The 24,298-nt window shown below is 44.6% G+C and carries 22 protein-coding genes; 18 read left to right on the top strand and 4 right to left on the bottom strand.

Going from position 1 to position 24,298, the window contains the following annotated elements:
• Positions 1-55 precede the first annotated feature (55 nt).
• The 4 genes from GPK60_RS07140 to GPK60_RS07125 all read right to left on the bottom strand — a co-directional run bounded on the left by GPK60_RS07140 (position 56) and on the right by GPK60_RS07125 (position 2,402).
• Positions 56-343, bottom strand: coding sequence for a phage integrase N-terminal SAM-like domain-containing protein (locus GPK60_RS07140; protein ID WP_215659151.1), 288 nt, complete (start codon positions 341-343; stop codon positions 56-58).
• Positions 315-1,436 carry a replication initiation factor domain-containing protein gene (locus tag GPK60_RS07135; RefSeq protein ID WP_215659150.1) on the bottom strand — a complete coding sequence of 374 codons (1,122 nt, stop codon included), beginning with the start codon at positions 1,434-1,436 and terminating at the stop codon, positions 315-317. The genes GPK60_RS07140 and GPK60_RS07135 overlap by 29 nt, the downstream gene beginning before the upstream one ends.
• 324 nt (positions 1,437-1,760) lie before the next feature.
• Positions 1,761-1,988 carry a helix-turn-helix transcriptional regulator gene (locus GPK60_RS07130; protein ID WP_022118066.1) on the bottom strand — a complete coding sequence of 76 codons (228 nt, stop codon included), beginning with the start codon at positions 1,986-1,988 and terminating at the stop codon, positions 1,761-1,763.
• 165 nt (positions 1,989-2,153) lie between these two features.
• The gene (locus tag GPK60_RS07125; protein WP_215659149.1) at positions 2,154-2,402 is read right to left on the bottom strand and encodes a hypothetical protein; all 249 of its coding nucleotides are present in this window, start codon (positions 2,400-2,402) and stop codon (positions 2,154-2,156) included.
• Positions 2,403-2,594: 192 nt separating this feature from the next.
• Between GPK60_RS07125 and GPK60_RS15655 the strand changes: the two genes are divergently transcribed.
• The 18 genes from GPK60_RS15655 to lysS all read left to right on the top strand — a co-directional run.
• A complete protein-coding gene (locus tag GPK60_RS15655) occupies positions 2,595-2,948 on the top strand; it encodes a helix-turn-helix domain-containing protein (RefSeq protein ID WP_147632469.1) in 354 nt (117 codons plus the stop codon).
• A gap of 353 nt (positions 2,949-3,301) precedes the next feature.
• Positions 3,302-4,111, top strand: a complete 810-nt coding sequence (locus GPK60_RS07115) for a hypothetical protein (RefSeq protein ID WP_215659148.1) — start codon at positions 3,302-3,304, stop codon at positions 4,109-4,111.
• Positions 4,112-4,215: 104 nt separating this feature from the next.
• Positions 4,216-5,403, top strand: a complete 1,188-nt coding sequence (locus tag GPK60_RS07110) for a CobW family GTP-binding protein (protein WP_215659153.1) — start codon at positions 4,216-4,218, stop codon at positions 5,401-5,403.
• Positions 5,404-5,421: 18 nt separating this feature from the next.
• The gene (locus tag GPK60_RS07105) at positions 5,422-6,378 is read left to right on the top strand and encodes a GTPase (G3E family) (protein WP_022118020.1); all 957 of its coding nucleotides are present in this window, start codon (positions 5,422-5,424) and stop codon (positions 6,376-6,378) included.
• Positions 6,379-6,491: 113 nt separating this feature from the next.
• Positions 6,492-7,793, top strand: coding sequence for a pyrimidine-nucleoside phosphorylase (locus GPK60_RS07100; RefSeq protein WP_173897199.1), 1,302 nt, complete (start codon positions 6,492-6,494; stop codon positions 7,791-7,793).
• A 238-nt stretch (positions 7,794-8,031) separates the two neighbouring features.
• The gene (locus tag GPK60_RS07095) at positions 8,032-9,606 is read left to right on the top strand and encodes a nitrite/sulfite reductase (RefSeq protein WP_215659147.1); all 1,575 of its coding nucleotides are present in this window, start codon (positions 8,032-8,034) and stop codon (positions 9,604-9,606) included.
• A 352-nt stretch (positions 9,607-9,958) separates the two neighbouring features.
• A complete protein-coding gene (locus tag GPK60_RS07090) occupies positions 9,959-12,442 on the top strand; it encodes a LuxR C-terminal-related transcriptional regulator (protein WP_252191321.1) in 2,484 nt (827 codons plus the stop codon).
• Positions 12,443-12,925: 483 nt separating this feature from the next.
• Positions 12,926-13,828, top strand: a complete 903-nt coding sequence (gene pfkB / locus GPK60_RS07085; protein WP_022119668.1) for a 1-phosphofructokinase — start codon at positions 12,926-12,928, stop codon at positions 13,826-13,828.
• Between the two features lie 122 nt (positions 13,829-13,950).
• Positions 13,951-15,861 carry a fructose-specific PTS transporter subunit EIIC gene (locus tag GPK60_RS07080; RefSeq protein ID WP_215659146.1) on the top strand — a complete coding sequence of 637 codons (1,911 nt, stop codon included), beginning with the start codon at positions 13,951-13,953 and terminating at the stop codon, positions 15,859-15,861.
• 166 nt (positions 15,862-16,027) lie between these two features.
• Positions 16,028-16,783 carry a DeoR/GlpR family DNA-binding transcription regulator gene (locus GPK60_RS07075; RefSeq protein WP_022118765.1) on the top strand — a complete coding sequence of 252 codons (756 nt, stop codon included), beginning with the start codon at positions 16,028-16,030 and terminating at the stop codon, positions 16,781-16,783.
• A 116-nt stretch (positions 16,784-16,899) separates the two neighbouring features.
• Positions 16,900-17,847: an SPFH domain-containing protein gene (locus GPK60_RS07070; RefSeq protein ID WP_022118764.1), complete on the top strand. Its 948-nt coding sequence runs from the start codon at positions 16,900-16,902 to the stop codon at positions 17,845-17,847.
• A 71-nt stretch (positions 17,848-17,918) separates the two neighbouring features.
• Complete coding sequence (argF, locus tag GPK60_RS07065; protein ID WP_173866300.1) at positions 17,919-18,908, top strand: ornithine carbamoyltransferase; 990 nt, start codon at positions 17,919-17,921, stop codon at positions 18,906-18,908.
• Between the two features lie 6 nt (positions 18,909-18,914).
• Positions 18,915-19,184 (top strand): hypothetical protein, encoded by a 270-nt coding sequence (locus GPK60_RS07060; RefSeq protein WP_173866299.1) that lies wholly within the window; start codon positions 18,915-18,917, stop codon positions 19,182-19,184.
• Between the two features lie 202 nt (positions 19,185-19,386).
• Positions 19,387-20,367, top strand: coding sequence for a biotin--[acetyl-CoA-carboxylase] ligase (locus tag GPK60_RS07055; protein WP_215659145.1), 981 nt, complete (start codon positions 19,387-19,389; stop codon positions 20,365-20,367).
• A 97-nt stretch (positions 20,368-20,464) separates the two neighbouring features.
• Positions 20,465-20,815, top strand: a complete 351-nt coding sequence (locus GPK60_RS07050; RefSeq protein WP_147632476.1) for a DUF6145 family protein — start codon at positions 20,465-20,467, stop codon at positions 20,813-20,815.
• Positions 20,805-21,764 carry a tRNA dihydrouridine synthase DusB gene (dusB, locus tag GPK60_RS07045; protein ID WP_215659144.1) on the top strand — a complete coding sequence of 320 codons (960 nt, stop codon included), beginning with the start codon at positions 20,805-20,807 and terminating at the stop codon, positions 21,762-21,764. The genes GPK60_RS07050 and dusB overlap by 11 nt, the downstream gene beginning before the upstream one ends.
• A 497-nt stretch (positions 21,765-22,261) precedes the next feature.
• The gene (gene greA, locus GPK60_RS07040; RefSeq protein ID WP_022118758.1) at positions 22,262-22,744 is read left to right on the top strand and encodes a transcription elongation factor GreA; all 483 of its coding nucleotides are present in this window, start codon (positions 22,262-22,264) and stop codon (positions 22,742-22,744) included.
• Positions 22,745-22,756: 12 nt separating this feature from the next.
• The coding region (gene lysS, locus GPK60_RS07035) for a lysine--tRNA ligase (RefSeq protein ID WP_215659143.1) at positions 22,757-24,298 on the top strand (1,542 nt) is incomplete at its 3' end.

Here is a 24,298-nt window from a genome sequence, read left to right as displayed (position 1 = left end):
TCATTATACAGCTTAAGCAACAAGATGGATAATTCCTTACTGGCTGTAAGGGATATTAACCATAAATATATTGTAGTAGATTGTATTCAACCTCTAACCATTTCAAGAAAATTTTGATATGTCTGATATAAGTTGACACGGTTGCTTTTGATAAGTGCCGATCGTAGAGACTTAGAAAGTAAGTTTGATAGTATTCTACTGTAATGGCAGAAACAGGCTCAGAAAGGCAGTCAGAAGCAAAAGAACGGTTAATCTCGTTATAATGAGTAAGAGATTGTTCTGTTAAACCAGCCAGCTTTTTCGAAAGCAGAAATTTATTCAATGCCGTTTCCATATTGTCCATTTTCTTCACTATCCTTTTCGGTGATCTCCATTAAACGCTTGTAAGCTTCTTTAAACATTTTTTGTGCTTCATAAGAGTTTCTATAGAATTGCATAGTAAAATCGCCCATGATTTTTTCAAAATCTCCATCATAAGCATAGATCAGACCGGCAAGCGTAGGCATGACCTGTCTTTGTATCCATTCCAGCTTTGTGTCAATGGAAGCTTCTTTTTTAGGTACAGATAAGCGGAGTGCAGAAGCTGAAGCGATAAACTCCAGCCATTTTTTACAGGTAGAACAGCGAGAACGGTTTGCATTATCCAATTCAATGAAGCGAAGAAAGCCAGCCAACAGAGAAACAGCGGCAGAAGCAAACGGAACAGGCTTAAGTTCATCTGACAAAAGCATATCAACAAAAGCTTCTGAACGAGAGTTACGCAACTGGATTTCCCAGCGAATCCAATCCATATCATCCATTTTTTGCTCCAATGCTTTGTTATAGATACGAATAAAGGCATCGCTTTTATTACTGCCTACATAGATCGTCTCACCCTTAATAGTAGAATCAGAAACGCTGGACTCAACAACACGCTTATATGTACGAAATTTTGTGACCATCTGTTTATTTTCAACTAAAGCATTTATTTCTCCCAAGGTGAAGAAAGATGCAAAATCATCGAGAGCCACGTCGATACGGGTAAACTTTGCGATACGGCGAATATAAGCCAGAAGAAGCACAACAATATTTTCTTTGTTTTGAAAATCAAAATCCTCAGGAAGCTGGAGTGCTTTCTCACCAAAAGGCGTATCACAAGTAAGTTTGTTTTCAAAGGCTTCAAAGAAATGATGGATAGCAGAGCCGGAAACGTCAACATGCACACCCATACCCATTTGGCCATCATATAAAACACGAATGAGTCCGTTGTTTCCGTTTACACGGTGTGTATACTGCTTGCGGTAACCGTTTAAGCCGCGTACTTCTTCCTTAAATTCTTCTATATCCATGCCAAAGTATTCTATAACGCCTTTAGGAGTCATAGACTTCTGGACAGTGAAAGAGAGCCAGTCAATTTTTATCATAAGTTTATCATTATATTCTTCGTGAGATTTCATAAAGTTTGTTCCTCCATCATTGAATTTGGTGCCCCCCTGTTAGTAAATGGGGGCTAAACACATTTATTTTGCTACGCTTGTATGCCGCTTCGCTGGCACTGCCACGCTCCCAGCTTGTGCGGAGAAGGGAACCCCCTCACCCCATCACCGCACACACTGGAGACGTAGCAATGTACAGTGAATTTACAAAAAAGGTTGAGAAGTGTTGCTACTGTCAAGTATAGGGAGACAGCTTCGCTGTCTCTGGTGTGATGTGCGGAGTCCGCACTGCGGACACCTCGCCCACACACCTACCAGACTTCAATATCATCGAATCTTTGCTATTCAACAATACAATCCCTCAAAAAAATCATTCGGTTCAACATCAAGCACCACGCAAAGCAACAAAAGCAATTCGAACGTAAATGGAACAGTCACGCTACCGGACTCCAGAGCCAGAAGAGTGTCAACCGACAACCCCGAACGGCTCGCCAGATCAGCAACCGACAACTCACGCATCTGTCTTAAAGCTTGTAAATTTCCAGCCATACGTTTTCGAACAAACAGCATCATTTTTCTTAACCTCCCAATTTCATCCTATAAACAACCCAGTAAGGGACGGCTACGCCGTTCTTACTGGCTATCAGCAGTGTTTTATTTGCGAACCATGTCAAGGACAAGCAAGTGCCTACGGCATCCTTGACACTTGCCATAATGTACCAAATAATGAAATATACTTTATAGCAAAATTTCTATATTTTGAGCAAGTGAAAGTTTATTTAAAATAGAAACAAGAGTTTCACGTGCTCTTACCACACCTTCATCACCATAAGATGTATTAAACACAATATCACGCACAACATCATGTACATTCATATCATGCAAAACATAATACTTAACAAAACCAGATAAAACAGTAGAATCATTTAAGTTGCCATGTGCAAGGTCAAAAAGCCATATTTTCATATCTGCATTTATTCTACTCATAAAAACAACACCTCACTTTAAATAAACTTTTGCTTTTAAACAATAAACGTTCGCTAAGTAAAATATAGCAAACAAACAAAGTGAAGTCAATAGAAAAATAAACAAATACTAATTTTTTTTATTTGACAGCTAATTTTTTTCAATATATACTGAAAATAAGAGAAACTAACTATTAAAAGTCGAGGTGAAAATATGATAAAATACTATAAATTATTTGATTTGCTCAACAGAAGAGGTTTAAAGAAAAAAGACTTGCAACAAATTATATCAGCACCAACAATCGCAAAACTCTCTAAAGGCGAAACTGTAAAAACAGATATCATTGACAAAATATGTTTATTCCTTGATTGTCAACCGGGCGATATTATGGAAACTTTCAAAGCGATAGAGATTACAGAGAAAGACGGCACAAAGAGGACAGTTAAACTAAAGACAAGTAATGCGGACGAAGATATTAGACAATATTATCTGGAAGAAATGCAAAGAGAGAGAGAAATATCATACTCACGAGTGCGAAAAGAAATGGAAAAAAACGAAAACTCTTAATCAGGGTGTCCAGGGTTCGAACCCCTGATCGCGCACTATAAAAGCACTGTTTTGGATGACAAGTAGAGAGCATCGGGGACGGTGCTTTTTTTCGTGCAGTTTGCACAAAAGAGAAGTCCCACTTGTTGACCGTAATTTGTGTTGAGTTCAGGAATCAAAAATTGGCTGTGCTTTTTTCTCCGGTGTACGCCTTTGGACTTGTTAGAATGATTCGGGTGTGTTATATTAGACATAGAACTCTAAAATCAAGTCGAACGTATGCGAGACTTGGCATGCGATTCTGGTCGGTTTGGATGATATTTACTTAGCAGAATCGATGTGCATTTACACACAATAAGACAGGGGTTGATATCATGGGATTTTTTGACAAAGCTTTAAAAAAGGTACAGGATGTGGGAGAAAACATTGCCGCATCAGCAAACAATGTAAAAACAGTTGTTGAGACAAGTGTACAGGATACAATGGAGATCACCGGTCTGAAAAGACAGATCCGTGAATTAGAGAAAGAAATGGATGCACAGTATCTGCAGATCGGAAAGAAATATGCAGAATTTGTAGCAGATATGGATGATGCAGAACCGGAAACAGCAGAAAATGAAGCAGCCGAAGCTGAAACAACCGAAGCAACAGAATCTTCAGAAGTGATCGATGAAGTGAAGGAAGAAGCAATTGACGAAGTAAAGGCAGAAGTAGCAGCTGATGAAACCATCGATGAAGTGAAAGCAGAAGATACAGCAGAAACGATCGACGAAGAAAAAGAAGTATCCGAAGAGCCGGCAGAAGATAAAGTTGCAGAAGAATCTGATGAGGACGAAGAGCCGGTGTTTGATGTTTCTGATTTCCTGACGATCATCAAACAGGATCAGGCAAAGAAAAAGGAGCTGGAAAATCAGCTGGCGGAAGTAGAGAAGAGAGCAAAACAGAATACACTTCTTCGTGAGAAGACAAAAGCGGAAGAGTCTTTTGAACAGGAAAAAGGCGTTCTCGACAAAGCACTTGCCATGGAAATTATTTCTAAGGAAGAATATGAGCAGAAGCTGAATATTGCCAGGAAAAAAGTAGAAAATTTTGAAGAGATCAAAAAAATCGAGCAGCAGTTCGAGATGGGCATTATCACAAAAGAAGAAAAAGATGAGAAAATAAATGCCATTCTGAATGCCTGACAAATCTGGTGTCTGCTTTACAGAATCAAAATCAGGTTGTATAATCGGGGCAGAATGTCGTCCGATGGATGGACGAAATGGATAAAGGAGATGTAGAAGTTATTATGGTAAAGATTGATATTATTTCCGGTTTTTTGGGTGCAGGTAAAACGACCCTGATCAAAAAACTGTTACAGGATGCATTTAAAGGACAGCAGGTGGTATTGATTGAGAATGAATTCGGCGAGATCGGTATTGACGGTGGATTTTTGAAAGATGCAGGAATCGAGATCAAGGAAATGAATTCCGGCTGTATCTGCTGCTCTCTGGTAGGAGATTTCGGAACCGCTTTAAAAGAAGTGGTAGAGAAATATCATCCGGACCGCATCGTGATCGAGCCGTCAGGTGTCGGCAAACTTTCTGACGTTATTCATGCAGTTGAAAATCTGCATCTGGAAGCAGACGGAGAAGTGAAACTGAACAGTGCCGTTACGGTTGTCGATGTTCTGAAATGCAAAATGTATCTGAAGAACTTTGGTGAATTCTTCAAGAATCAGGTAGAAGCAGCCGGCACGATCATCCTGAGCCGTACCGATACAAAGAAGGCAACACCGGAAAAAATCGAAGCTGCCATCGAACTGATCCGTGAACTGAATCCGGATGCTACGATCATCACAACACCGGTGGAAGATCTGGGTGGACAGAAGATCCTGGACACGATCGAAGGAATGAAGATCGACCTTTCTCATGTAGAAGAAGAGCATGACCATTGCTGTGATCATGAACATCATCACGACCATGACCATGAAGAGCATGAGCATCATCACGATCATGAGGATCATGACCACGACGATCATGAGCATCACCATGACCATGGAGAGGGCTGCACCTGCGGCTGCCATGACCACGATCATGAGCATCATCACGACCATGATCATGACGAGCATGAGCATCACCATGACCATGGAGAGGGCTGCACCTGTGGCTGCCATGACCATGACCACGAGGGACATCATCATCACCATCATCACGCAGATGAGGTATTTACAAGCTGGGGTAAGGAAACCGTCCGTAAATACAGCCGTGAAGAGATTGAAAAGATTCTGAAAACTCTGTCAGAAGACGATTCTTACGGAATGATCCTGCGTGCAAAAGGTATGCTGGAGAGCGAAGACGGTGTCTGGACTTATTTTGACATGGTTCCGGAAGAAGTGGATATCCGTGAGGGAAGTGCAGAATACACAGGACGTATCTGCGTGATCGGTTCCAAACTGGATGAAGCAAAATTAGAGCAGCTGTGGTTTGCGAAATAAGGAACAAGGTAAAAAAAGATGAGTGATTTTAATATTTCAACACCGGTTTATCTTGTGACCGGTGTCCTGGAGAGCGGCAAAACTTCTTTTCTGGATTTTACTGCGAAACAGGATTACTTTCAAATAGAAGGAACAACACTTCTGATCACCTGCGAAGAGGGTGAGGAGGAGTACGACGAGAAAGAACTTCTGAAATACAACACGGTTGTCGAGAAGATTGAAGAGCCGGAGGATTTTACATTTGAGAACCTCCGTGTTCTGCATCGCAAATATCATCCGGAGCGAGTGCTGCTTGAGTACAATCCGCTCTGGGGTGTCAACAAACTGCGTGCGATGAAACTGCCGCTTGGATGGGGCATTTCTCAGGAGATCGTGATCGTAGACGGCAGCAGCTATCAGATCTACCGTGCAAATATGCAGTCTCTGTTCTCAGAGATGGTGCAGAATGCAGATATGGTGATCTTCAATCGCTGTAAATCAAGTGATCCGCTGACCAATTATCGAAGAGGCATCAAGGTTGTCAATCCTTCCTGTGATATCAGCTTTGAGGATGAGGATGGTGAACTGATCGACCTGTTTGAGGAAAATACGCCGTACGATATGGATGCTCCGATTATCGAAATAGAAGATGTGGATTACGGTATCTTCTATGTGGATATGGATGACCATCCGGACAAATACGTGGGGAAAACGGTGAAGTTCAAGGCTCGTGCCATGAAGAGCAAAAACAAAGAGGCACCTTATTTTGTGCCGGGAAGAAAAGCGATGACCTGCTGTGCAGATGATATGCAGATGATCGGCTACATCTGTAAGAGTCCGATCGCTCCGCAGCTGAAACATGGACAGTGGGTTATGGTCACTGCAAGGGTAGCATTTGAATACGATAAGTTTTATCGCGGAAAAGGTCCTGTGCTGTATGCAAGCAAGGTAGAACCGTGCGAACCGCCGGCAGATGAAATGGTATATTTTAACTAAGTAAGCAAAACGCTGGCGAAAGCCGGCGTTTTGTGCGTTTGGTCTGATACAGTTTCCGGCGGACAGCAGAGGTGCAGGATATCAGATTTTTTCCGCAGATTGGGGGTTTTATTATGAGAATGTATGATCTGATCAGGAAAAAGCGAGATGGGGAAAGATTAGCAAAAGAAGAAATCGACTGGATGATCCGAAGTTATACAAAGGGGGAAATTCCAGATTATCAGATGTCTGCACTGATGATGGCGATTTATTTTCGAGGGATGAATGAACAGGAAACCTTAAATCTGACGCTTGCCATGGCGGACAGCGGAGAGCGGCTGGATCTTTCGGCAATCCATGGGATTAAAGTTGACAAGCATTCGACAGGAGGTGTAGGGGACAAAACATCGCTGGCACTTGTTCCGCTTGTAGCTTCCTGCGGAATTCCGGTAGCGAAAATGAGCGGCAGAGGTCTTGGGCATACCGGCGGCACGATCGACAAGCTGGAGAGCTTTTCTGGATTTTCAACGGCAATCCCGGTGGAAACGTTTATAAAGAATGTCAATACGATCGGCATTTCGATCATGGGACAGACGGCAGATCTGGCTCCGGCTGACAAAAAACTCTATGCCCTGCGGGATGTGACGGCGACCGTGGACAATCTTTCACTGATCGCCAGCTCGATCATGAGCAAGAAACTGGCTGCCGGTGCCGATGCGATTGTTCTGGATGTCAAGACCGGAAGCGGAGCTTTTATGAAAAGCGAAGAAGATGCGTTTGCTCTGGCAGAAGAGATGGTGACGATCGGCAAAAATGCAGGGCGTCAGATGCATGCACTGATCACCGATATGGATCAGCCGCTTGGTTATGCAATCGGAAATGCTCTGGAAGTAAAGGAAGCAATCGCAACTTTGAACGGCAGCGGTCCGGAAGATTTCACGGAGCTGGTTCTGGCACTCGGAAGCCGGATGCTGATCGCCGGCAAAAAGGCAGAGGATGTCGCTTCCGCAGAAAAAATGCTGCGGCAGTCCATCCAGAATGGAGATGCACTTAGAAAACTGGAAGCATTTGTCAAAGCACAGGGCGGCACAGGAGAAGAAGTTTCTCATCCGGAGAAACTGCCTGCGGCCTCTATGCAGATTGCAGTACCATCGCCGCAGAGCGGCTATATTTCTCATATCCAGTGTGATGAAATCGGAGTCTGCTCCCTGCTTCTTGGCGGCGGAAGAGAGACAAAAGACAGTGTGATCGACCTTTCGGTAGGACTGGAGCTGAAGAAGAAAGTCGGAGATTATGTCGAAAAAGGCGAGACACTGGCGGTTCTGCATGCAAATGATCAGGAAAAAGCCGGGCAGGCAGAAGAGAGATTCCTGCGTGCATACCGGTTTTCCGAGACGCAACCACCGAAACGTCCGATGATTTTCGGAGAAATTTAAAAGAATTTCAAATAATACCTATGAAACATACTGAAATTATGGTATAAAGAAAGCATGATGTAAAATGAAGTGTCTTACTCTGCAAAAAGCAATTTGTATAACTTTACCGCAGAGAAGCATTCCCCCGCTTCAACTGCACGGAGCACTAAGCGGTGGCAGGAGTGAAAATCTGCTCAGGAGTATCTTTATGACATCATTTGTTTAAAACAAAAGAATAAATAATATGAGGAGAATAAGTATGGAACAGCTGATTCAGGAATGGAGAGCATCTCTTCCCAAATTCAGGGAGATGACAGAAAAATTTTATGCGAAAGAAGTAAGCGTGAAAGAATACAAAGGATTTTCCGGAGGATACGGAAGCTATGCCCAGAAAGGCGGCGAGGCAAGCATGCTGCGTCTGCGTATGCCGGGCGGAAGACTGACAAAAGAAAAACTGAAATTTATCGCAGAGATGGTAGAACAGTATCATGTGGACAAAGCACATTTTACGACTTGCCAGGCAGTGCAGCTGCATGATCTGGACAAAGACAGCGTCTGTGATATCATGGAAAAAGCAGTGGATGTCGGTATCATCACAAAAGGCGGTGGCGGAGATTTCCCGCGAAATGTGATGTGCTCTCCGCTTTCCGGCGTAGAAATGGGAGAATATTTTGACGTACTGCCGTATGCAGAGGCTGTGTCTGATTATCTTCTGAAAAACGCAGATAAAGTGACCATGCCGCGAAAACTGAAAGTCGGATTTTCCAATTCTCCGGCCAATGTGACACATGCGACCTTCCGTGATCTTGGATTTGTAGCAGCAGAGGACGGAACATTTACCGTATATAGTGCGGGTGGACTGGGCAACAATCCACGCATGGGTGTGAAAGTGGCAGAAAACGTAGAGCCGTCACAGATCCTGTATTATGTGCAGGCGATGGTCAATACCTTCCTGGCATACGGAAACTATGAGAACCGCGGAAAAGCCAGAACACGTTATATGCAGGAAAAACTGGGAAGCGAAGGCTATGTGAAGGCATTTCTGGAGAAACTCGAAGAAGTAAAGAAAAATGAAAAACTGGATCTGAACCTTGCTGTTTCCGGTACAGAAAAAGCAGCCGACGGTGAACTTCAGACAGAAAACAAACGAATCGTGGCACAGAAACAGCCGGGACTGTATGCAGTAAAATATCATCCGATCGGCGGTGTGCCGAAAGTGTCGAAATTTGGCGAGATCTATGAAAGCATCAAAGATGTATCGGATGCAGAAATCCGCATTTCACCGGATGAGACAATCTATATCATCAACCTGACAGCAAAAGAAGCAGAAAAAGTGCTTGCAGCTACGGATGACGGAGCAGAAACTTTATTCGAAAGTTCCGTATCCTGTATCGGAGCAACGATCTGCCAGGTTGGTGTGCGTGATTCCCAGGGACTTTTAAGAAAACTGGTTGAGACAGCAAAAGAATATGATTTTGCGGACGGTGTACTGCCGCAGATCCATATTTCCGGATGTACTTCATCCTGTGGGACACATCAGATCGGAAAGATCGGTTTCCACGGCGGAGTAAAGAGAATTGACGGTGTGACAGAGCCGGTATTTACGCTTCATGTGAACGGCTGTGACAGACAGGGTCAGGAGGCATTTGGCGAATCCTGGGGCATGATCAAAGAAAGCGATATCCCGGACTTTCTCATGGAAGTTGGAAAAACCGTTCAGCAGGAAAACACCGTGTTTGCCACATGGTATGAAAAGACACCGGAGAAATTAAAAGAGATTGCTGAAAAATATCTGATTAATTCAAGTCGAACGCACGTGAGACTTGGTGCGTGATTCTGGTCAGCGAAAGCTGACATATTCTTCTCAGAATCACTGCACATCCTCGCGGAGCGTTTATCTCAGTCGGAGATTGTACTCCCACTGAGAAAGACTTGTTATTACTCACCACTTGCAGAAGTGGGAGTCTTCTCGACTGAGATAAAAAACTTTTGACTTCAATGGATGCCTGCGAATTGCTCCATTACAAGGTAACTCTCACAATCCTGTAAATTTTTCCTGCTTTTCAGAAAAAAACTAGCCGTTTGGATAGTGTACAAAACACGGAAAAATTGCTATACTTTTTCTTGGGAAGAGGAACTTATAAACATAAAACGTAGTAAAACAACAGAGAAAGCGGGGTGTTGCATTGGCAGAAAACAGCATGTGGGAAGAGATGATGCAAGGGGAGAAAATCTGCTATGTAAAACCCCGCCGTGCAATCAGACGCCTGAAAGCGGCAGATGAAGAGAATATAACAGCGTATATTTATGGGGTCAGCGGTTGCGGCAAAACGGAACTGGTCATGCGATATCTGAAGAACCGGAAATATACGCTGTTTAACGCTGGTTTGGTAACAGTGGAGGAACTGCGTGAGATCAAGGTTTCCAAGCAGCGGAAAACCGTGGTGATCAACAGTCTGCACGATATGGCGATGCAGAATGATACTGAGGAGATCCGGGAAGCGATCATCGAACTTGTGGAGCGTGAGGATGTGTGGCTGATTTTGAGCGGACGCTGTGCGGTACCGCCGTGGCTGACTGCTGTGCGGTATCGTGAAGTCTTCTATGTGATCGGTGAGCAGGAGCTGCTGTTTGATGAAGATCAGGCAGATCAGTATATTGCCATGACCGGGATGATCTTCAGTGAAGAACAGCGGGCAAAAGAAAAAGCATACTGCGTTGGTATGCCGATCGGCTGGAGCATCACAAATAGTGTCTATTGGCAGATGCGTATGGGGCAGGATGAAAAGGATGTCACGAAACCGTTTTCAGATGAAGAATACCGGACGATGGTGGGAGAGGCACTGAGCCAGATGTGGGATTATCTGGAATATCATGTCTATGACCGCTGGGAAATATCAATACAGGAATTTCTGATGGAAGTTGCAATTGTGGAAGATTTTACCGTATATATGGCGGAGATGATCACCGGACGCAATGATGTAGAATCGCTTCTTGAAAGGATTCAGTGGATCGGTAATTTCATGGATATTGTCCGAAACGGAAGTGAAACGGTCTACAAACTCAGAAATCAAATGCGGATCAGCATGATCCGGAGGCTGAGGCGAAAATACACAAAAGAGCAGATCCGTAAGCTTTACGAAAATGCAGGACTTTATTACCAGATCAGTAAGCAGCCGTTAAAGGCTCTTTCCATGTATCAACAGGTGAATGACACGGAAAGAATCGCCTCGGTGCTGATCGATAATGTTCGGATAGCACCAAACAATGCTTATTATTATGAACTGAAACCGTATTATCTTAAACTGCCGGAAGAAAAAATATGCAAAAGCCCGGAACTGATGTGTGGCATGAGTATGCTGCAGTCGTTGCTTTTAAATACCGAAGAGAGCGAACGCTGGTACCGGGAGCTTCAAAAATATGCAAAAGAACATACCGGAAGTGAACGGCGTTCAGCGAAAGGAAAGATCCTGTATCTGGATATCGGACTTCCGCACCGTGGCAGTGACCATATGGTAGAAATCCTGAAAAATGCATATTTGCTTCTTTTGGATAAAGAAGTGAAAATGCAGGAGTTTTCCGTTACCAGCAATCAGGCATCTCAGATGAACGGCGGCAAGGATTTCTGTGAGTGGAGCAAGCGTGACCGCGAGCTTGCAGGAAGCATTGGCAAGATTGTGGAATTTGTACTTGGAAAATATGGTAAGGGGCTTGTAAATCTGGCACTTGCAGAAAGCTTTTTTGAAAAGGGCGGAGATAATTATGAAGTTGCGATGCTTGCAAATAAGGGAAGAATGCAGGCGGAGGCAGGAGGCAAGATCGAGCAGTGTTTTGTCGGAGACGGCATGCTTGCCTGGCTTCATATTATTACCGGAAAAGTAAAAGAAGCGGAGGAGCTTCTGACCAGATTCAAGGGTAAAGCACAGCAGGAAAATGCAGAAAGAATTCTGCCGAATATCGATACCTTTCTCGTTCGCTGTGCATTATATGATGCGGACAAAGCAGCGATTGCAAAATGGCTTGCCCAGGCACCGGATGAAGAACTGATATTCTCTATTTATGATCGTTTTCATTATATTACGAAAGTGCGTGTGTATCTGCAGAATGGCAGAAACGAGCAGGCTTATCATCTGCTTTTGAAATGTGCCTATTATGCAAAAGTGATGCAGCGTACCTACATTGATATAGAAGTGAAACTGCTTCTTGCGATCACGCAGTACCGCATGGGTGAGAAAAAATGGGATGAAACACTTGGCGAGGCACTGACAAAAGCAGAAGAATATCATTTTGTACGGATCATCACAAGAGAAGGTGCGGCTATCCGGCCTCTGCTTCAGGCAACATCCTGGAAGCCGTCGGAAGTAGAAAAAGATCTGGCACAGACCAGAAAGAACAAACAGTTCTGGGCAAAGGTTCAGGACGAGACAGAAAAAATGGCACGATTCTATCCGGCGTATTTAAAAGTGGGTGTGGAAGAAGTCACATTGAGTGATACAATGCTTCGAATCCTGAAACTGCAGGCAGATGGAATGTCAAAAGAAAAAATTGCGGCAGAGCTGAATATGACAACCGCTAATGTAAAATATCATACACAGCAGATCTACAAAAGACTCGGTGTTTCCAATAAGGCAGGAGCCGTGATGGAAGCGGGCAAACGAGGACTGATCTGAAAATGCAAAGAAAAGAAACCACAGCACTTGCTGACTGAATCGGTCGGTGGTGCGTGGTTTTTTTTTATCTCAGTCGGAGAAGACTCCCACTTCTATAAATGGCGAGCAACAAATTTGTCTTAGTGGGAGTGCAATCTCCGACTAAGATAAACGCTCCGCGAGGATGCACAGCGATTCTGTTGGGTAAATGTCAGCAAAGCTGACCAGAATCGCGTGCCAAGTCTCACGTGCGTTCGACTTGAACTCAGTCGGAGAAGACTCCCGCTTCTATAAATGGCGAGCAACAAATTTGACCCTGACATCATGGCAAATTTTGAATGCAAATTGAACGAATATGAATGAAAATGAACGTTTGTGAAAACTATACAAAAACGGAAAGGGAAATTTGTGAATTAGTATGATTGAAATTGAACGAATATGATTGTATAATACAATCATGAAACAGAGAGGCACACCAAAGTGCAAAAGAAAGAGGTAAGGCATATGATTTATACGGTAACATTTAATCCTTGTCTGGATTATATCGTAGGTGTGGAAGATTTTCAACTGGGAATGACAAACCGCACCTGTTCAGAGCAGATGTTTGCCGGTGGAAAGGGGATCAACGTCTCTATCGTTCTGAAAAATCTCGGCATTGAGAGTACGGCACTTGGATTTATCGCCGGTTTCACCGGAGAGGAGATCCGCAGAAAAGTCGAGAAGATGGGCATTACATCCGAATTTATCCAGCTTGAGAATGGATTTTCCCGGATCAACATCAAACTAAAATCCATCGATGGAACGGAGATCAACGGCACAGGACCTTCGATCGGAAGTGAAGAACTTGAAAGATTGCTTAAGAAACTGGATACACTGAAAAAGGGAGATGTGCTGATCCTTGCAGGCAGCATCCCGGCAAGTCTTCCGGATTCTATTTACAGTGACATTATGGAACGTCTGGAAGAAAAAGAGGTCATGATCGTGGTGGATGCGACAAAAGACCTTCTGGTCAATGTACTGAAATACCATCCGTTCCTCATCAAACCAAACAATCATGAACTGGGCGATATCTTTGGAGTGGAGATCAGAGAGCGTGACCAGGTAGCACCATATGCGAAGAAGTTACAGGAGATGGGAGCAAGAAATGTTCTGGTTTCCATGGCAGGCAAAGGTGCAGTGCTTCTTGCTGAGGATGGCAGCGTATATGAAAGCCCGGCACCGAAAGGTAAACTGATCAATGCGGTTGGAGCCGGAGATTCCATGGTGGCTGGTTTTACTGCAGGTTATATGCAGAAAGGCAGCTATGAGCATGCATTCAAAATGGGCGTTTCCACCGGAAGTGCCAGTGCATTTTCTGAGAATTTTGCCACAAAAGAAGAAGTAGAAGCGATTTATAAAACATTGTAAAGATGCCAGGGTCAAAAGCCTGAAACTACGATGTCGAAGTGAGAAACAATTCGTATGGCACTTTTGAATTAGCTTCTTGTAGAAAATCTATCACAAAAAAGAAATGTAAGAAAGGAGAACTTATGAGGATCACAGAACTGCTGGATAAGCGAAGCATCAGGATCGACGGTGCTCCAAAATCCAAGAACGAAGCTCTCGACCAGATGGTCGAACTGATGGCAAAGAGTGGAAAAATCAATGACCTGGAAGCTTATCGCCAGGAAGTATACCGCCGTGAAGAGGAAGGAACGACAGGTGTCGGAGAGGGGATTGCGATCCCTCACGGAAAAGGTGCATTTGTAGATAAGCCGGGACTGGCAGCGATGGTTGTAAAGGACGGTGTAGATTACGATTCTCTTGATGGAGAGCCGGTACATCTGATCTTTCTGATTGCAGCACCGAATACCAAAGACAACGTACATCTGGACGTACTGAGCAAACTTTCCGTACTTCTGATGGATGAGGATTTTTCCAGAGCACTGCAGAATGCAAAAAGCCCGGAAGAATTTATGAAGATCGTCGATGAAGCAGATCAGGAAGCACCGGATCTGGATGAAAAACTGAAAGCAGACGAAGCGACCTCGGAAGATCAGTTCCGTATTCTGGCTGTCACAGCATGCCCGACCGGTATCGCACATACTTACATGGCAGCGGAAGGTCTGGAAAAGGCTGCAAAAGCGAAAGGATGTTTCATTAAAGTAGAGACAAGAGGTTCTGGCGGAGCGAAAAACGTGCTGACTGCGGAAGAGATCAAAAATGCAGACTGCATCATCGTGGCAGCAGACACAAAAGTTCCGATGGATCGATTCAATGGTAAAAAGCTGATCGAAGTTCAGGTTTCTGACGGTATCAGCAAAGCGGATAAACTGATAGAGCAGGCAATGTCCGGAAATGTACCGGTTTATACTGCATCGGAAAATGCAGAAGTTTCCGAGAAAAAAGCAGGAGGCTCCAAAGGCCATCAGATTTATATGCAGTTGATGAATGGTGTTTCACACATGCTGCCATTCGTCGTAGGCGGCGGTATTTTGATCGCTCTTGCATTCCTGATCGATGGACTTTGTGTAGATATGACATCATTGACAGCAGAAGCACGACAGAGTTTCGGTTCGATCACACCGGTGGCGGCAACACTGAAATCCATAGGAAATCTTGCATTTGGATTTATGCTTCCGGTTCTGGCAGGATTTATTGCTATGAGCATTGCAGACAGACCTGGTCTGGCAGTCGGATTTGTGGGTGGTGCAATTGCAGCAAACGGCAAATCTGGTTTCCTCGGTGCATTAGTAGCAGGTTTTCTGGCAGGCTATCTTATCCTTCTCTTAAAAAAATTGTTCGAAAAACTTCCGGAAGCACTGGAAAAAATTGCCCCAGTCCTTCTCTATCCGGTATTCGGCATTCTGATCGTGGGACTTGTTATGACGTTTGTCGTAGAGCCTCCAATCGGAGCATTGAACACGGCACTGAACACAGCTCTTACAAACATGAGTGGTTCCAGTAAGGTTCTTCTTGGCATCATCGTAGCAGGTATGATGGCAGTTGACATGGGTGGCCCGTTCAACAAAGCGGCCTATGTATTTGGAACGGCATCCATTGCAGCAGGAAATTACGGAATCATGGCAGCAGTTATGATCGGCGGTATGGTTCCTCCGTGTGCGATCGCTCTGGCATCTCTTCTGTTTAAAGATAAATTTACAAAAACAGAAAGAGAATCCGCTCCGACAAACTTTATCATGGGACTTGCATTTATCACAGAAGGTGCGATTCCGTTTGCAGCATCCGATCCGCTGCATGTCATCCCGGCATGCGTAATAGGTTCCGGACTTGCAGGAGCACTTTCCATGGCATTCAACTGTACGCTGATGGCACCGCACGGTGGAGTCTTCGTGTTCCCTGTAGTCGGCAATCCGCTGATGTACCTGGCTGCACTGGCAGCAGGAACCGTAGTCGGAGCATTAATGCTCGGTGTGCTTAAGAAAAAAATAGCCGAGTAAACCAAAACTTCATCATAAAACTTTTCCTCAGAAAAACCGCAGTGACTTTAAAGTTGTAAAGCACTGCGGTTTTGCTTTACTTTCTTATCTGCTATGAGCTATAATAAAAGGCGTCAAGGGATGTAACTATATGATTTTTTTGCAGCATGAAAAGGGGTGGGATAATATGCTTACTAAAACACGACAGAAAGAGATCTTGAAACTTCTGGAAAACAGAGGCAGCGTGACACTTCAGGAGTTAAAAGATCATTTAAATACTTCAGAATCTACGATCCGTCGAGATCTGAATACGTTGGATGCACAGGGGAAGCTGGTCAAGGTTTTCGGTGGGGCAGTTGCGGCTGACAACATGAGCATACGCGATGAGCAGGTGTCACGAAGAGAAGAAAAGAATTTAGAAGAAAAAAGACTGATTGCACGTTATGCAGCATCACTGATACAGGATGATGATTTCGTGTATCTCGATGCCGGAACGACAACCGGATGTATGCTCGATTATATTTCCGATGCGACAACGGCTGTTTTTGTGACGAATGCACCATCGCATGCACAGAAACTGGCACGCAAAGGCATGGAAGTCATTCTGATCGGCGGCAGACTCAAACAGTCCACGGAAGCAGTGGTTGGAGAAGAGGCATGCAGACAGATCGAGAAATTTAATTTCAGTCTTGGTTTCCTGGGCAGCAACGGCGTTTCGGAACGCTCCGGATTTTCGACACCGGATCAGGACGAAGCGATGGTCAAAAAAAGAGCAATCGAACGCATCCACCGGTGCTTTGTTCTCTGTGATCACACGAAATTTTACAAAGTCAGCCCGATCAGCTTTGCAAAATTAGAAGATGCCGTCGTACTGACAGATTCTGCACCGCAGGGCAATTTTCAGGAGATGCCGAACATCGTGGAAATTTCCGAAGATGAATAGATAGAAATACCAAAAACGGCAAAACTGTAAAAAGTGAAAAGGATGCCGGGAGTGCCTTGAAACAGAGCAATCAGCAGGCATCAAATAAAAAATGGAAAATAAAGGAGGAAGAAAACATGGGATGGTTGATATTGATCGTACTTCTTTTGATCGTGTTGATACTTTTGCTTTCCTGCGTGAAGATTGTGCCGCAGGCAACCGCAATGGTTGTGGAACGTCTTGGCGGATATCGTGCGACCTGGTCGGTCGGACTTCATGTGAAAGCACCGTTTATTGACCGTGTTGCAAAGAAGGTCATTTTAAAAGAGCAGGTGGTAGATTTTGCACCGCAGCCGGTTATCACAAAGGATAACGTAACAATGCGGATCGATACGGTTGTATTTTTCCAGATCACAGATCCGAAGCTGTTTGCATACGGCGTGGAGAATCCGATCATGGCAATCGAAAATCTGACTGCAACGACACTGCGAAATATCATCGGGGATCTGGAGTTGGATCAGACCCTGACATCCAGAGAGACGATCAACACGAAAATGCGTGCGTCGCTTGATATTGCCACGGATCCATGGGGCATTAAAGTAAACCGTGTGGAGCTGAAAAACATCATTCCGCCGGCTGCAATCCAGGATGCGATGGAGAAGCAGATGAAAGCAGAGCGTGAGCGAAGAGAAGCGATCCTGCGTGCAGAAGGTGAGAAAAAATCTACCGTGCTTGTGGCAGAAGGCAAAAAGGAATCTGCAATCCTGGATGCAGAGGCAGAAAAAACCGCAGCAATCCTGCGAGCAGAAGCACAGAAGGAAAAGATGATCCGCGAAGCCGAAGGTCAGGCAGAAGCGATCCTGAAGGTTCAGAAAGCAAATGCGGACGGTCTTCGTTTCTTAAAAGATGCAGGAGCAGATGAAACCGTTCTGGCACTGAAGAGCTTTGAAGCATTGACAAAAGTGGCAGACGGCAAAGCAACCAAGATCATCATACCATCGGAACTGCAGAATGTTGCCGGCACATTGACAGCACTTGCAGAGACTGTAAAAACCGAGAAAAAAGAAACAGCAGATCCGGTTTAAAAGAAAGTATAGGCCATTTTTGAATTTATGAAAAATGAAATGGTTTGAAAACGAATATGGAGGATAAAAAAATGGATTTAAAAGGACGCAATTTTCTGACTTTAAAAGATTTCACGGCAGAGGAAATCATTTATCTGGTCGATCTGGCAGCAGAACTGAAAGAAAAAAAGAAAAAAGGAATCCCGGTTGACACCTTAAGAGGAAAAAATGTGGCTCTGATCTTCGAAAAGACCAGCACGAGAACACGCTGTGCATTTGAAGTGGCAGCACATGACCTTGGCATGGGAACGACTTATCTGGATCCTTCAGGTTCTCAGATCGGCAAAAAAGAGAGCATCCGCGACACCGCACGCGTACTGGGCAGAATGTTTGAAGGTATCGAGTATCGTGGATTTGGACAGGAAATTGTGGAAGAACTGGCAAGATATGCAGGGGTTCCGGTATGGAACGGCCTGACGAACGAATACCACCCGACACAGATGCTTGCTGATATGCTGACGATCCGTGAACACCTCGGACATCTGAAAGGTGTGAAACTGGTATACATGGGCGATGCACGTTACAACATGGGTAATTCTCTGATGATCGCATGTGCAAAACTCGGTATGCATTTCGTAGCATGTGCACCGGAAAAATATTTTCCGAACGCAGCACTGGTTGAGGAATGCCAGGACTATGCAAAAGAGAGCGGCGGAAGCATCACACTGACCGAAGATGTCAAGGTCGGAACCAAAGATGCAGACGTTATCTACACCGATGTATGGGTTTCCATGGGTGAGCCGGATGAAGTCTGGGAAGAGCGTATCCGCGAATTAACTCCATATAAAGTAACAAAAGAAGTGATGGAAAACGCAGGAGAGAAAGCTATTTTCCTGCATTGCCTGCCGGCATTTCATGACTGGGAGACAAAGATCGGAAAAGAAATGGGCGAACGTTTCAACCTCAAAGAAATGGAAGTTACCGATGAAGTATTTGAGTCTGAACAGTCCGTTGTATTTGACGAGGCGGAAAACAGAATGCACACCATAAAAGCAGTTATGGCGGCAACACTTGGAGCATAAAATTTTATGTCAAGAAAAGAAGAAAAATGGATCAAACGGCTGGAGATCTTAGGAGCCTCCGCCGCTGTGATCGTGATCGTATCCGCAGTCGGGACCTTTTTGCTGGATAGTATTGCCATGCAGCTGATGGCACTGGCTGTCGGATGCGGAAGCATAGTCAATGTGGTACTTATGGTGCTTTGTTATTATAAAAAGAAGACCGTACCGAGCATTATTTTTATGATTTTTGCACTGCTTCTCATAGCAACTTTTATTATGCAGATCATGGCTATGTAAAAATGCCAGGGTAGATATAAAAGTGGAGCGTAAGCTTCACGATATGCGAATAGTGGAGTGTTATGTGCCAGTGGCACATGTTTAACACTGACCGAAGCGGATCGTAGAAAGAATTGTGAGAGTACGAAGTACGGAACAATTCGTATGGCATTTCAGTGTAACTGTGGAAATACAAAGCAGTTTTAAACAGAGGTAAAAGAACATGAAAAGTAAAATACTGAATCGTCTGCGTGGTGCAGAAGAATTTGTTTCCGGACAGCAGCTCTGTGAAGAGTTCGGCGTATCCAGAACGGCAGTATGGAAAGCAATCAATCAGCTTAAAGAAGAAGGCTATGAGATCGAGGCGGTACACAATAAGGGGTATCGCCTTTTAGGATGTCCGGATATTATTTCTGCGGAAGAAGTAAAAAGCAGACTTCACACGGACTGGGCGGGCTGTGAAGTGAGATATTTTGATACACTTGATTCCACCAATATCTGTGCCAAAAGAATTGCAGAAGAAGGAGCACCGAACGGAACGCTGGTGATCGCGGATAAACAGACCGCCGGACGCGGAAGATGCGGAAGAGCCTGGGAGACGCCGAAAGGCACAGCAATCGCCATGACACTTCTGATGCGTCCGAATCTCCGACCGGAAAAAGCAAGTATGCTGACTCTGGTGATGGGTATGGCAGTAACAAGGGCAGTCAACGAACTTTACAGTCTGAACTGCCAGATCAAGTGGCCAAATGATGTGGTCTGGGAAGGAAAAAAAATCTGCGGTATTCTGGTAGAAATGAGTGCTGAAATGAATGCAATCCATTATCTGGTTATCGGATGCGGTATCAACGCAAATATGACAGAGTTCCCGGAAGAACTGAAAGAAAAGGCCATTTCCCTGCGAATGATCACCGGGGCTGAAGTGGATCGTGCACAGATCATACAGCGGTCTCTGGAATGGCTGGAAAAATATTATCAAAAATTTGAAGAGACGAGCGATATGTCCGGACTGATGGAAGAATACAATCAGATGCTGGTGAACAGAGGAAGTGAAGTCTGCGTGCTTGACCCGTGCGGCGAATACCGCGGAAAAGCACTTGGCATCAACGATGCCGGAGAACTGTTGGTGGAAAAAGAAGATGGAACGACAGAAAATGTCTACGCCGGAGAAGTGTCCGTACGTGGTGTGTATGGATACGTGTGAATTACTTTGCAGCGGGCAATTTGTTGGTATCAACAGTAAGAATGCCAGAGGCATTCTTGAAGATCGCATGAAACAGAAAGAAGAAAGGAACAACGTCATGAAAAAAGCAAACGAGACAGTCGTTCTGTGCGGAGCGAGTGCCTACGAAGAAAAATATTATCTGAATCCGCAGTTCTCCAAACTGCCGGAGCACATCCGTCAGGAACTGCAGATCATGTGTGTACTGTATACACAGAAAGTAGGCGGAATCCTGATGCTGGAATTTACGCCGGAAGGTCATCTGGAATTTAAGACCGAAGCGAAAGAAAACGACTTCTTCTATGACGAGATTGGAAGCGTACTGGAGATCAAAAAACTTCAGAATGAGAAACGAGAACTGATGGAAGCACTGGAAATGTTTTATCGCGTAGTATTTTTGGGTGAGGAATTCGATTACGATGAAGCTTAAGATAGGAAATGTGGAGATTGCAAATCCGTGTGTGCTGGCACCGATGGCGGGCGTTACGGACCTGCCGTTCCGGCTGCTGTGCAAAGAACAGGGAGTCGGGCTTCTGAGTATGGAAATGGTCAGTGCGAAAGCGATTTCCTTTCATAATAAAAATACGCTGGATTTGATGCAGATCGCAGAGGGAGAAAATCCGATCGCTCTGCAGATCTTCGGTTCCGATCCGGAGATCATGGCACAGTCCGCCGCCGAGATTGAAAAGCGGCCGTTTGATATTCTCGATATCAATATGGGCTGTCCGGTGCCGAAAGTAGTCAATAACGGCGAAGGTTCCGCACTGATGAAGAATCCAAAACTGGCGGGAGAGATCGTGGAGAGGGTTTCCAGAGCAGTAAAAAAGCCGGTGACCGTAAAGATCCGCAAAGGATTTCAGGAGTCCAGTGTCAATGCCGTAGAGATGGCAAAGATTCTTGAGGCATCCGGGGCAGCAGCGATTGCCGTACATGGAAGAACGAGAGAACAGTATTATTCCGGAGAAGCAGACTGGAACATCATCCGCCAGGTCAAAGAGGCCGTTTCCATTCCGGTGATCGGAAACGGGGATATCACCTGTGCAAAAGATGCTGCGAACATGATCGAACAGACCGGATGTGATGGCGTGATGATCGGAAGAGCCTCCCGCGGAAATCCATGGATTTTCCGTCAGGTGAGCGAATATCTGGAAAATGGAAAAATCATTGAGCCGCCGACGATCGCAGAAGTCAAAAAAATGATGCTGCGTCATGCAAGACTGCAGCTGCAGTATCGTGGAGAATACACCGGAATCCGTGAGATGCGAAAACATGTTGCATGGTACACCGCAGGATTTCCGCATTCGGCAAAACTGAGGAAAAGAGTGAATGAAGTCGAATCCATGGAAGCCCTGGAAGAACTTCTGCAAAGCTGGGAGTGAGACAAACGCTTTGCAGTTCGTCTTGAAAACAGTTCAACCCGGAAGCTTAAACGGACGACAATATTTTTCGTAAGGCTGAACTGTTGTAAAAAACGCAGAAAACAAGGGCAGATTGCTTGACAAGGCACAAAACGCAAGGTATAATTTTTGATTACAAGATAGCTGCAAAAAGTGGCTATCTTGTTTCACGAATGTATATTATGATATTGGGGTCAAAAGGTCTTTTGCCCCCAACAAGATGCCTGCGAATTGCTCCGTTACAAAGTAACTCTCGCAATTCTATAAACATTCGGAATCCGCATATTTACTGCGTAAATAGCTACTTCCTCATGTTTAGCGGGTCCCAAGTTCAAATGTCTTATCTTGCAAGCAAGAACGACATTTTGATCTTTTGACCCTGGCATCATAGAATTCCCAAAATTATTTGTTAAAAAGTGCAGGAAAATCTTTCGCTGCACTTAAAGTTATGCTGCTAAGAGCGGCATCAGGAGGTAAAGATGGAAGAAAAGAAGAACTTACTGACTTATGCAGGTTTAAAAGCTCTTGAAGATGAGCTGCACGATCTGAAGGTAAACAGACGTAAAGAAGTTGCCGGTAAGATCAAAGAAGCAAGAGAACAGGGCGACCTTTCAGAGAATGCAGAATACGATGCAGCAAAAGATGAGCAGAGAGATATCGAAGCACGTATCGAAGAAATCGAAAAAATTCTGAAAAATGCGGAAGTAGTTGTAGAAGATGAAGTAGATCTGGACAAGATCAGCGTTGGATGCAGCGTCAAGATTTACGATGAAGAATATGAAGAAGAAATGGAATACAAAATTGTAGGATCTTCCGAGGCAAACAGCCTGAAAGGAAAGATTTCAAATGAATCACCGGTAGGTCATGCACTGCTGGGACATAAAGTAGGCGATGAAGTAACTGTAGAGACTCAGGCAGGAGAAATCCATTATAAAGTACTGAGCATCCACAGATCTAATTAAGGAGTGACAACAGTGGGAGAACAGAAGAATCAAAAGACACAGGACGTAAATCAGCTGCTGAAAATCCGCCGCGATAAGCTTGCAGAACTGCAGGCAGACGGAAAAGACCCGTTTCAGATCACAAAATTTGATGTGACACATCACAGCCAGGAAGTCAAAGATCAGTTTGAGGATCTGGAAGGAAAGAGTGTAGTGCTCGCAGGACGTATGATGTCCAAGCGAGTAATGGGAAAAGCATCTTTCTGCAATATCCAGGATCTGCAGGGCAATATCCAGTCTTATGTGGCAAGAGACAGCATCGGTGAGGAAGAATACAAAGCTTTCAAAAAAATGGACATCGGAGATATCGTAGGTCTGGAAGGTGAAGTATTTAAAACAAAGACCGGCGAAATTTCCATTCATGCATCCAAGGTAACTCTGCTTTCCAAGAGTCTTCAGATTCTTCCGGAAAAATTTCATGGTCTGACCAATACCGACATCCGTTATCGTCAGCGTTATGTCGATCTGATCATGAACGCAGACGTAAAAGAAACCTTTATCAAACGTTCCAGGATCATCAGTGCAGTACGTCAGTATCTGAACGGACAGGGATTCCTGGAAGTTGAAACACCGATGCTGGTATCCAATGCCGGCGGTGCAGCAGCAAGACCGTTCGAAACACATTTCAATGCACTGAACGAAGACCTGAAGCTGCGTATTTCCCTGGAACTGTATCTGAAGAGACTGATCGTCGGAGGCATGGAGCGTGTTTACGAGATCGGCCGTGTATTCCGTAACGAGGGACTGGATACACGTCATAATCCAGAGTTTACACTGATGGAGCTTTATCAGGCATACACCGATTACCACGGCATGATGGATCTGACTGAGAATATGTATCGCTATGTTGCACAGACTGTTCTTGGCACAACCACCATTTCCTACAACGGTATCGAGATGGATCTGGGCAAACCGTTTGAACGTATCACAATGGTAGATGCTGTTAAGAAATATTCCGGTGTAGACTGGAACGAAATCAAAGACCTTGAAGCTGCCCGTGCAGCCGCAAGAGAACATCACATCGAATATGAAGAACGTCACAAAAAAGGCGATATCCTGAACCTGTTCTTTGAAGAATTTGTAGAAGAACATCTGATTCAGCCGACGTTCGTTATGGATCATCCGGTTGAGATTTCACCGCTGACCAAGAAAAAACCGGAAAATCCGGAATATGTAGAACGTTTTGAATTCTTCATGAACGGCTGGGAAATGGCAAATGCTTACTCCGAGCTGAACGACCCGATCGACCAGAGAGCACGTTTCGCAGCTCAGGAAGAACTGTTCGCACAGGGCGATGAAGAAGCAAACCACACCGACGAAGATTTCCTGAATGCACTGGAGATCGGTATGCCGCCTACAGGAGGTATCGGATTCGGTATCGACCGTATGTGTATGCTGCTGACTGATTCAGCTGCAATCCGTGACGTTCTGCTGTTCCCGACAATGAAGTCCTTAGATGGTGTAAATAAGAAAAATGATGTAAATAATACAGCTTCTGAAGCACCTGAAAAAAAT

The organism is Ruminococcus sp. MCC718 (assembly GCF_018783905.1).
Taxonomy (GTDB): Bacteria; Bacillota; Clostridia; order Lachnospirales; family Lachnospiraceae; genus Hominisplanchenecus; species Hominisplanchenecus faecis.
This window is presented reverse-complemented; position numbering and strand designations above follow the sequence as displayed.

What these genes read in the sequence shown, in the direction of transcription:
- argF (WP_173866300.1), top strand. Translation starts at nt 17,919, where the DNA reads ATGGATTTAAAAGGACGCAATTTTCTGACTTTAAAAGATTTCACGGCA.
- GPK60_RS07130 (WP_022118066.1), bottom strand. Translation starts at nt 1,988, where the DNA reads ATGATGCTGTTTGTTCGAAAACGTATGGCTGGAAATTTACAAGCTTTA.
- GPK60_RS07055 (WP_215659145.1), top strand. Translation starts at nt 19,387, where the DNA reads ATGAAAAGTAAAATACTGAATCGTCTGCGTGGTGCAGAAGAATTTGTT.
- GPK60_RS15655 (WP_147632469.1), top strand. Translation starts at nt 2,595, where the DNA reads ATGATAAAATACTATAAATTATTTGATTTGCTCAACAGAAGAGGTTTA.
- GPK60_RS07110 (WP_215659153.1), top strand. Translation starts at nt 4,216, where the DNA reads ATGGTAAAGATTGATATTATTTCCGGTTTTTTGGGTGCAGGTAAAACG.
- pfkB (WP_022119668.1), top strand. Translation starts at nt 12,926, where the DNA reads ATGATTTATACGGTAACATTTAATCCTTGTCTGGATTATATCGTAGGT.
- GPK60_RS07125 (WP_215659149.1), bottom strand. Translation starts at nt 2,402, where the DNA reads ATGAGTAGAATAAATGCAGATATGAAAATATGGCTTTTTGACCTTGCA.
- GPK60_RS07115 (WP_215659148.1), top strand. Translation starts at nt 3,302, where the DNA reads ATGGGATTTTTTGACAAAGCTTTAAAAAAGGTACAGGATGTGGGAGAA.
- GPK60_RS07080 (WP_215659146.1), top strand. Translation starts at nt 13,951, where the DNA reads ATGAGGATCACAGAACTGCTGGATAAGCGAAGCATCAGGATCGACGGT.
- GPK60_RS07095 (WP_215659147.1), top strand. Translation starts at nt 8,032, where the DNA reads ATGGAACAGCTGATTCAGGAATGGAGAGCATCTCTTCCCAAATTCAGG.
- GPK60_RS07070 (WP_022118764.1), top strand. Translation starts at nt 16,900, where the DNA reads ATGGGATGGTTGATATTGATCGTACTTCTTTTGATCGTGTTGATACTT.
- GPK60_RS07100 (WP_173897199.1), top strand. Translation starts at nt 6,492, where the DNA reads ATGAGAATGTATGATCTGATCAGGAAAAAGCGAGATGGGGAAAGATTA.
- dusB (WP_215659144.1), top strand. Translation starts at nt 20,805, where the DNA reads ATGAAGCTTAAGATAGGAAATGTGGAGATTGCAAATCCGTGTGTGCTG.
- GPK60_RS07105 (WP_022118020.1), top strand. Translation starts at nt 5,422, where the DNA reads ATGAGTGATTTTAATATTTCAACACCGGTTTATCTTGTGACCGGTGTC.
- GPK60_RS07050 (WP_147632476.1), top strand. Translation starts at nt 20,465, where the DNA reads ATGAAAAAAGCAAACGAGACAGTCGTTCTGTGCGGAGCGAGTGCCTAC.
- GPK60_RS07140 (WP_215659151.1), bottom strand. Translation starts at nt 343, where the DNA reads ATGGACAATATGGAAACGGCATTGAATAAATTTCTGCTTTCGAAAAAG.
- greA (WP_022118758.1), top strand. Translation starts at nt 22,262, where the DNA reads ATGGAAGAAAAGAAGAACTTACTGACTTATGCAGGTTTAAAAGCTCTT.
- GPK60_RS07075 (WP_022118765.1), top strand. Translation starts at nt 16,028, where the DNA reads ATGCTTACTAAAACACGACAGAAAGAGATCTTGAAACTTCTGGAAAAC.
- GPK60_RS07060 (WP_173866299.1), top strand. Translation starts at nt 18,915, where the DNA reads ATGTCAAGAAAAGAAGAAAAATGGATCAAACGGCTGGAGATCTTAGGA.
- GPK60_RS07135 (WP_215659150.1), bottom strand. Translation starts at nt 1,436, where the DNA reads ATGAAATCTCACGAAGAATATAATGATAAACTTATGATAAAAATTGAC.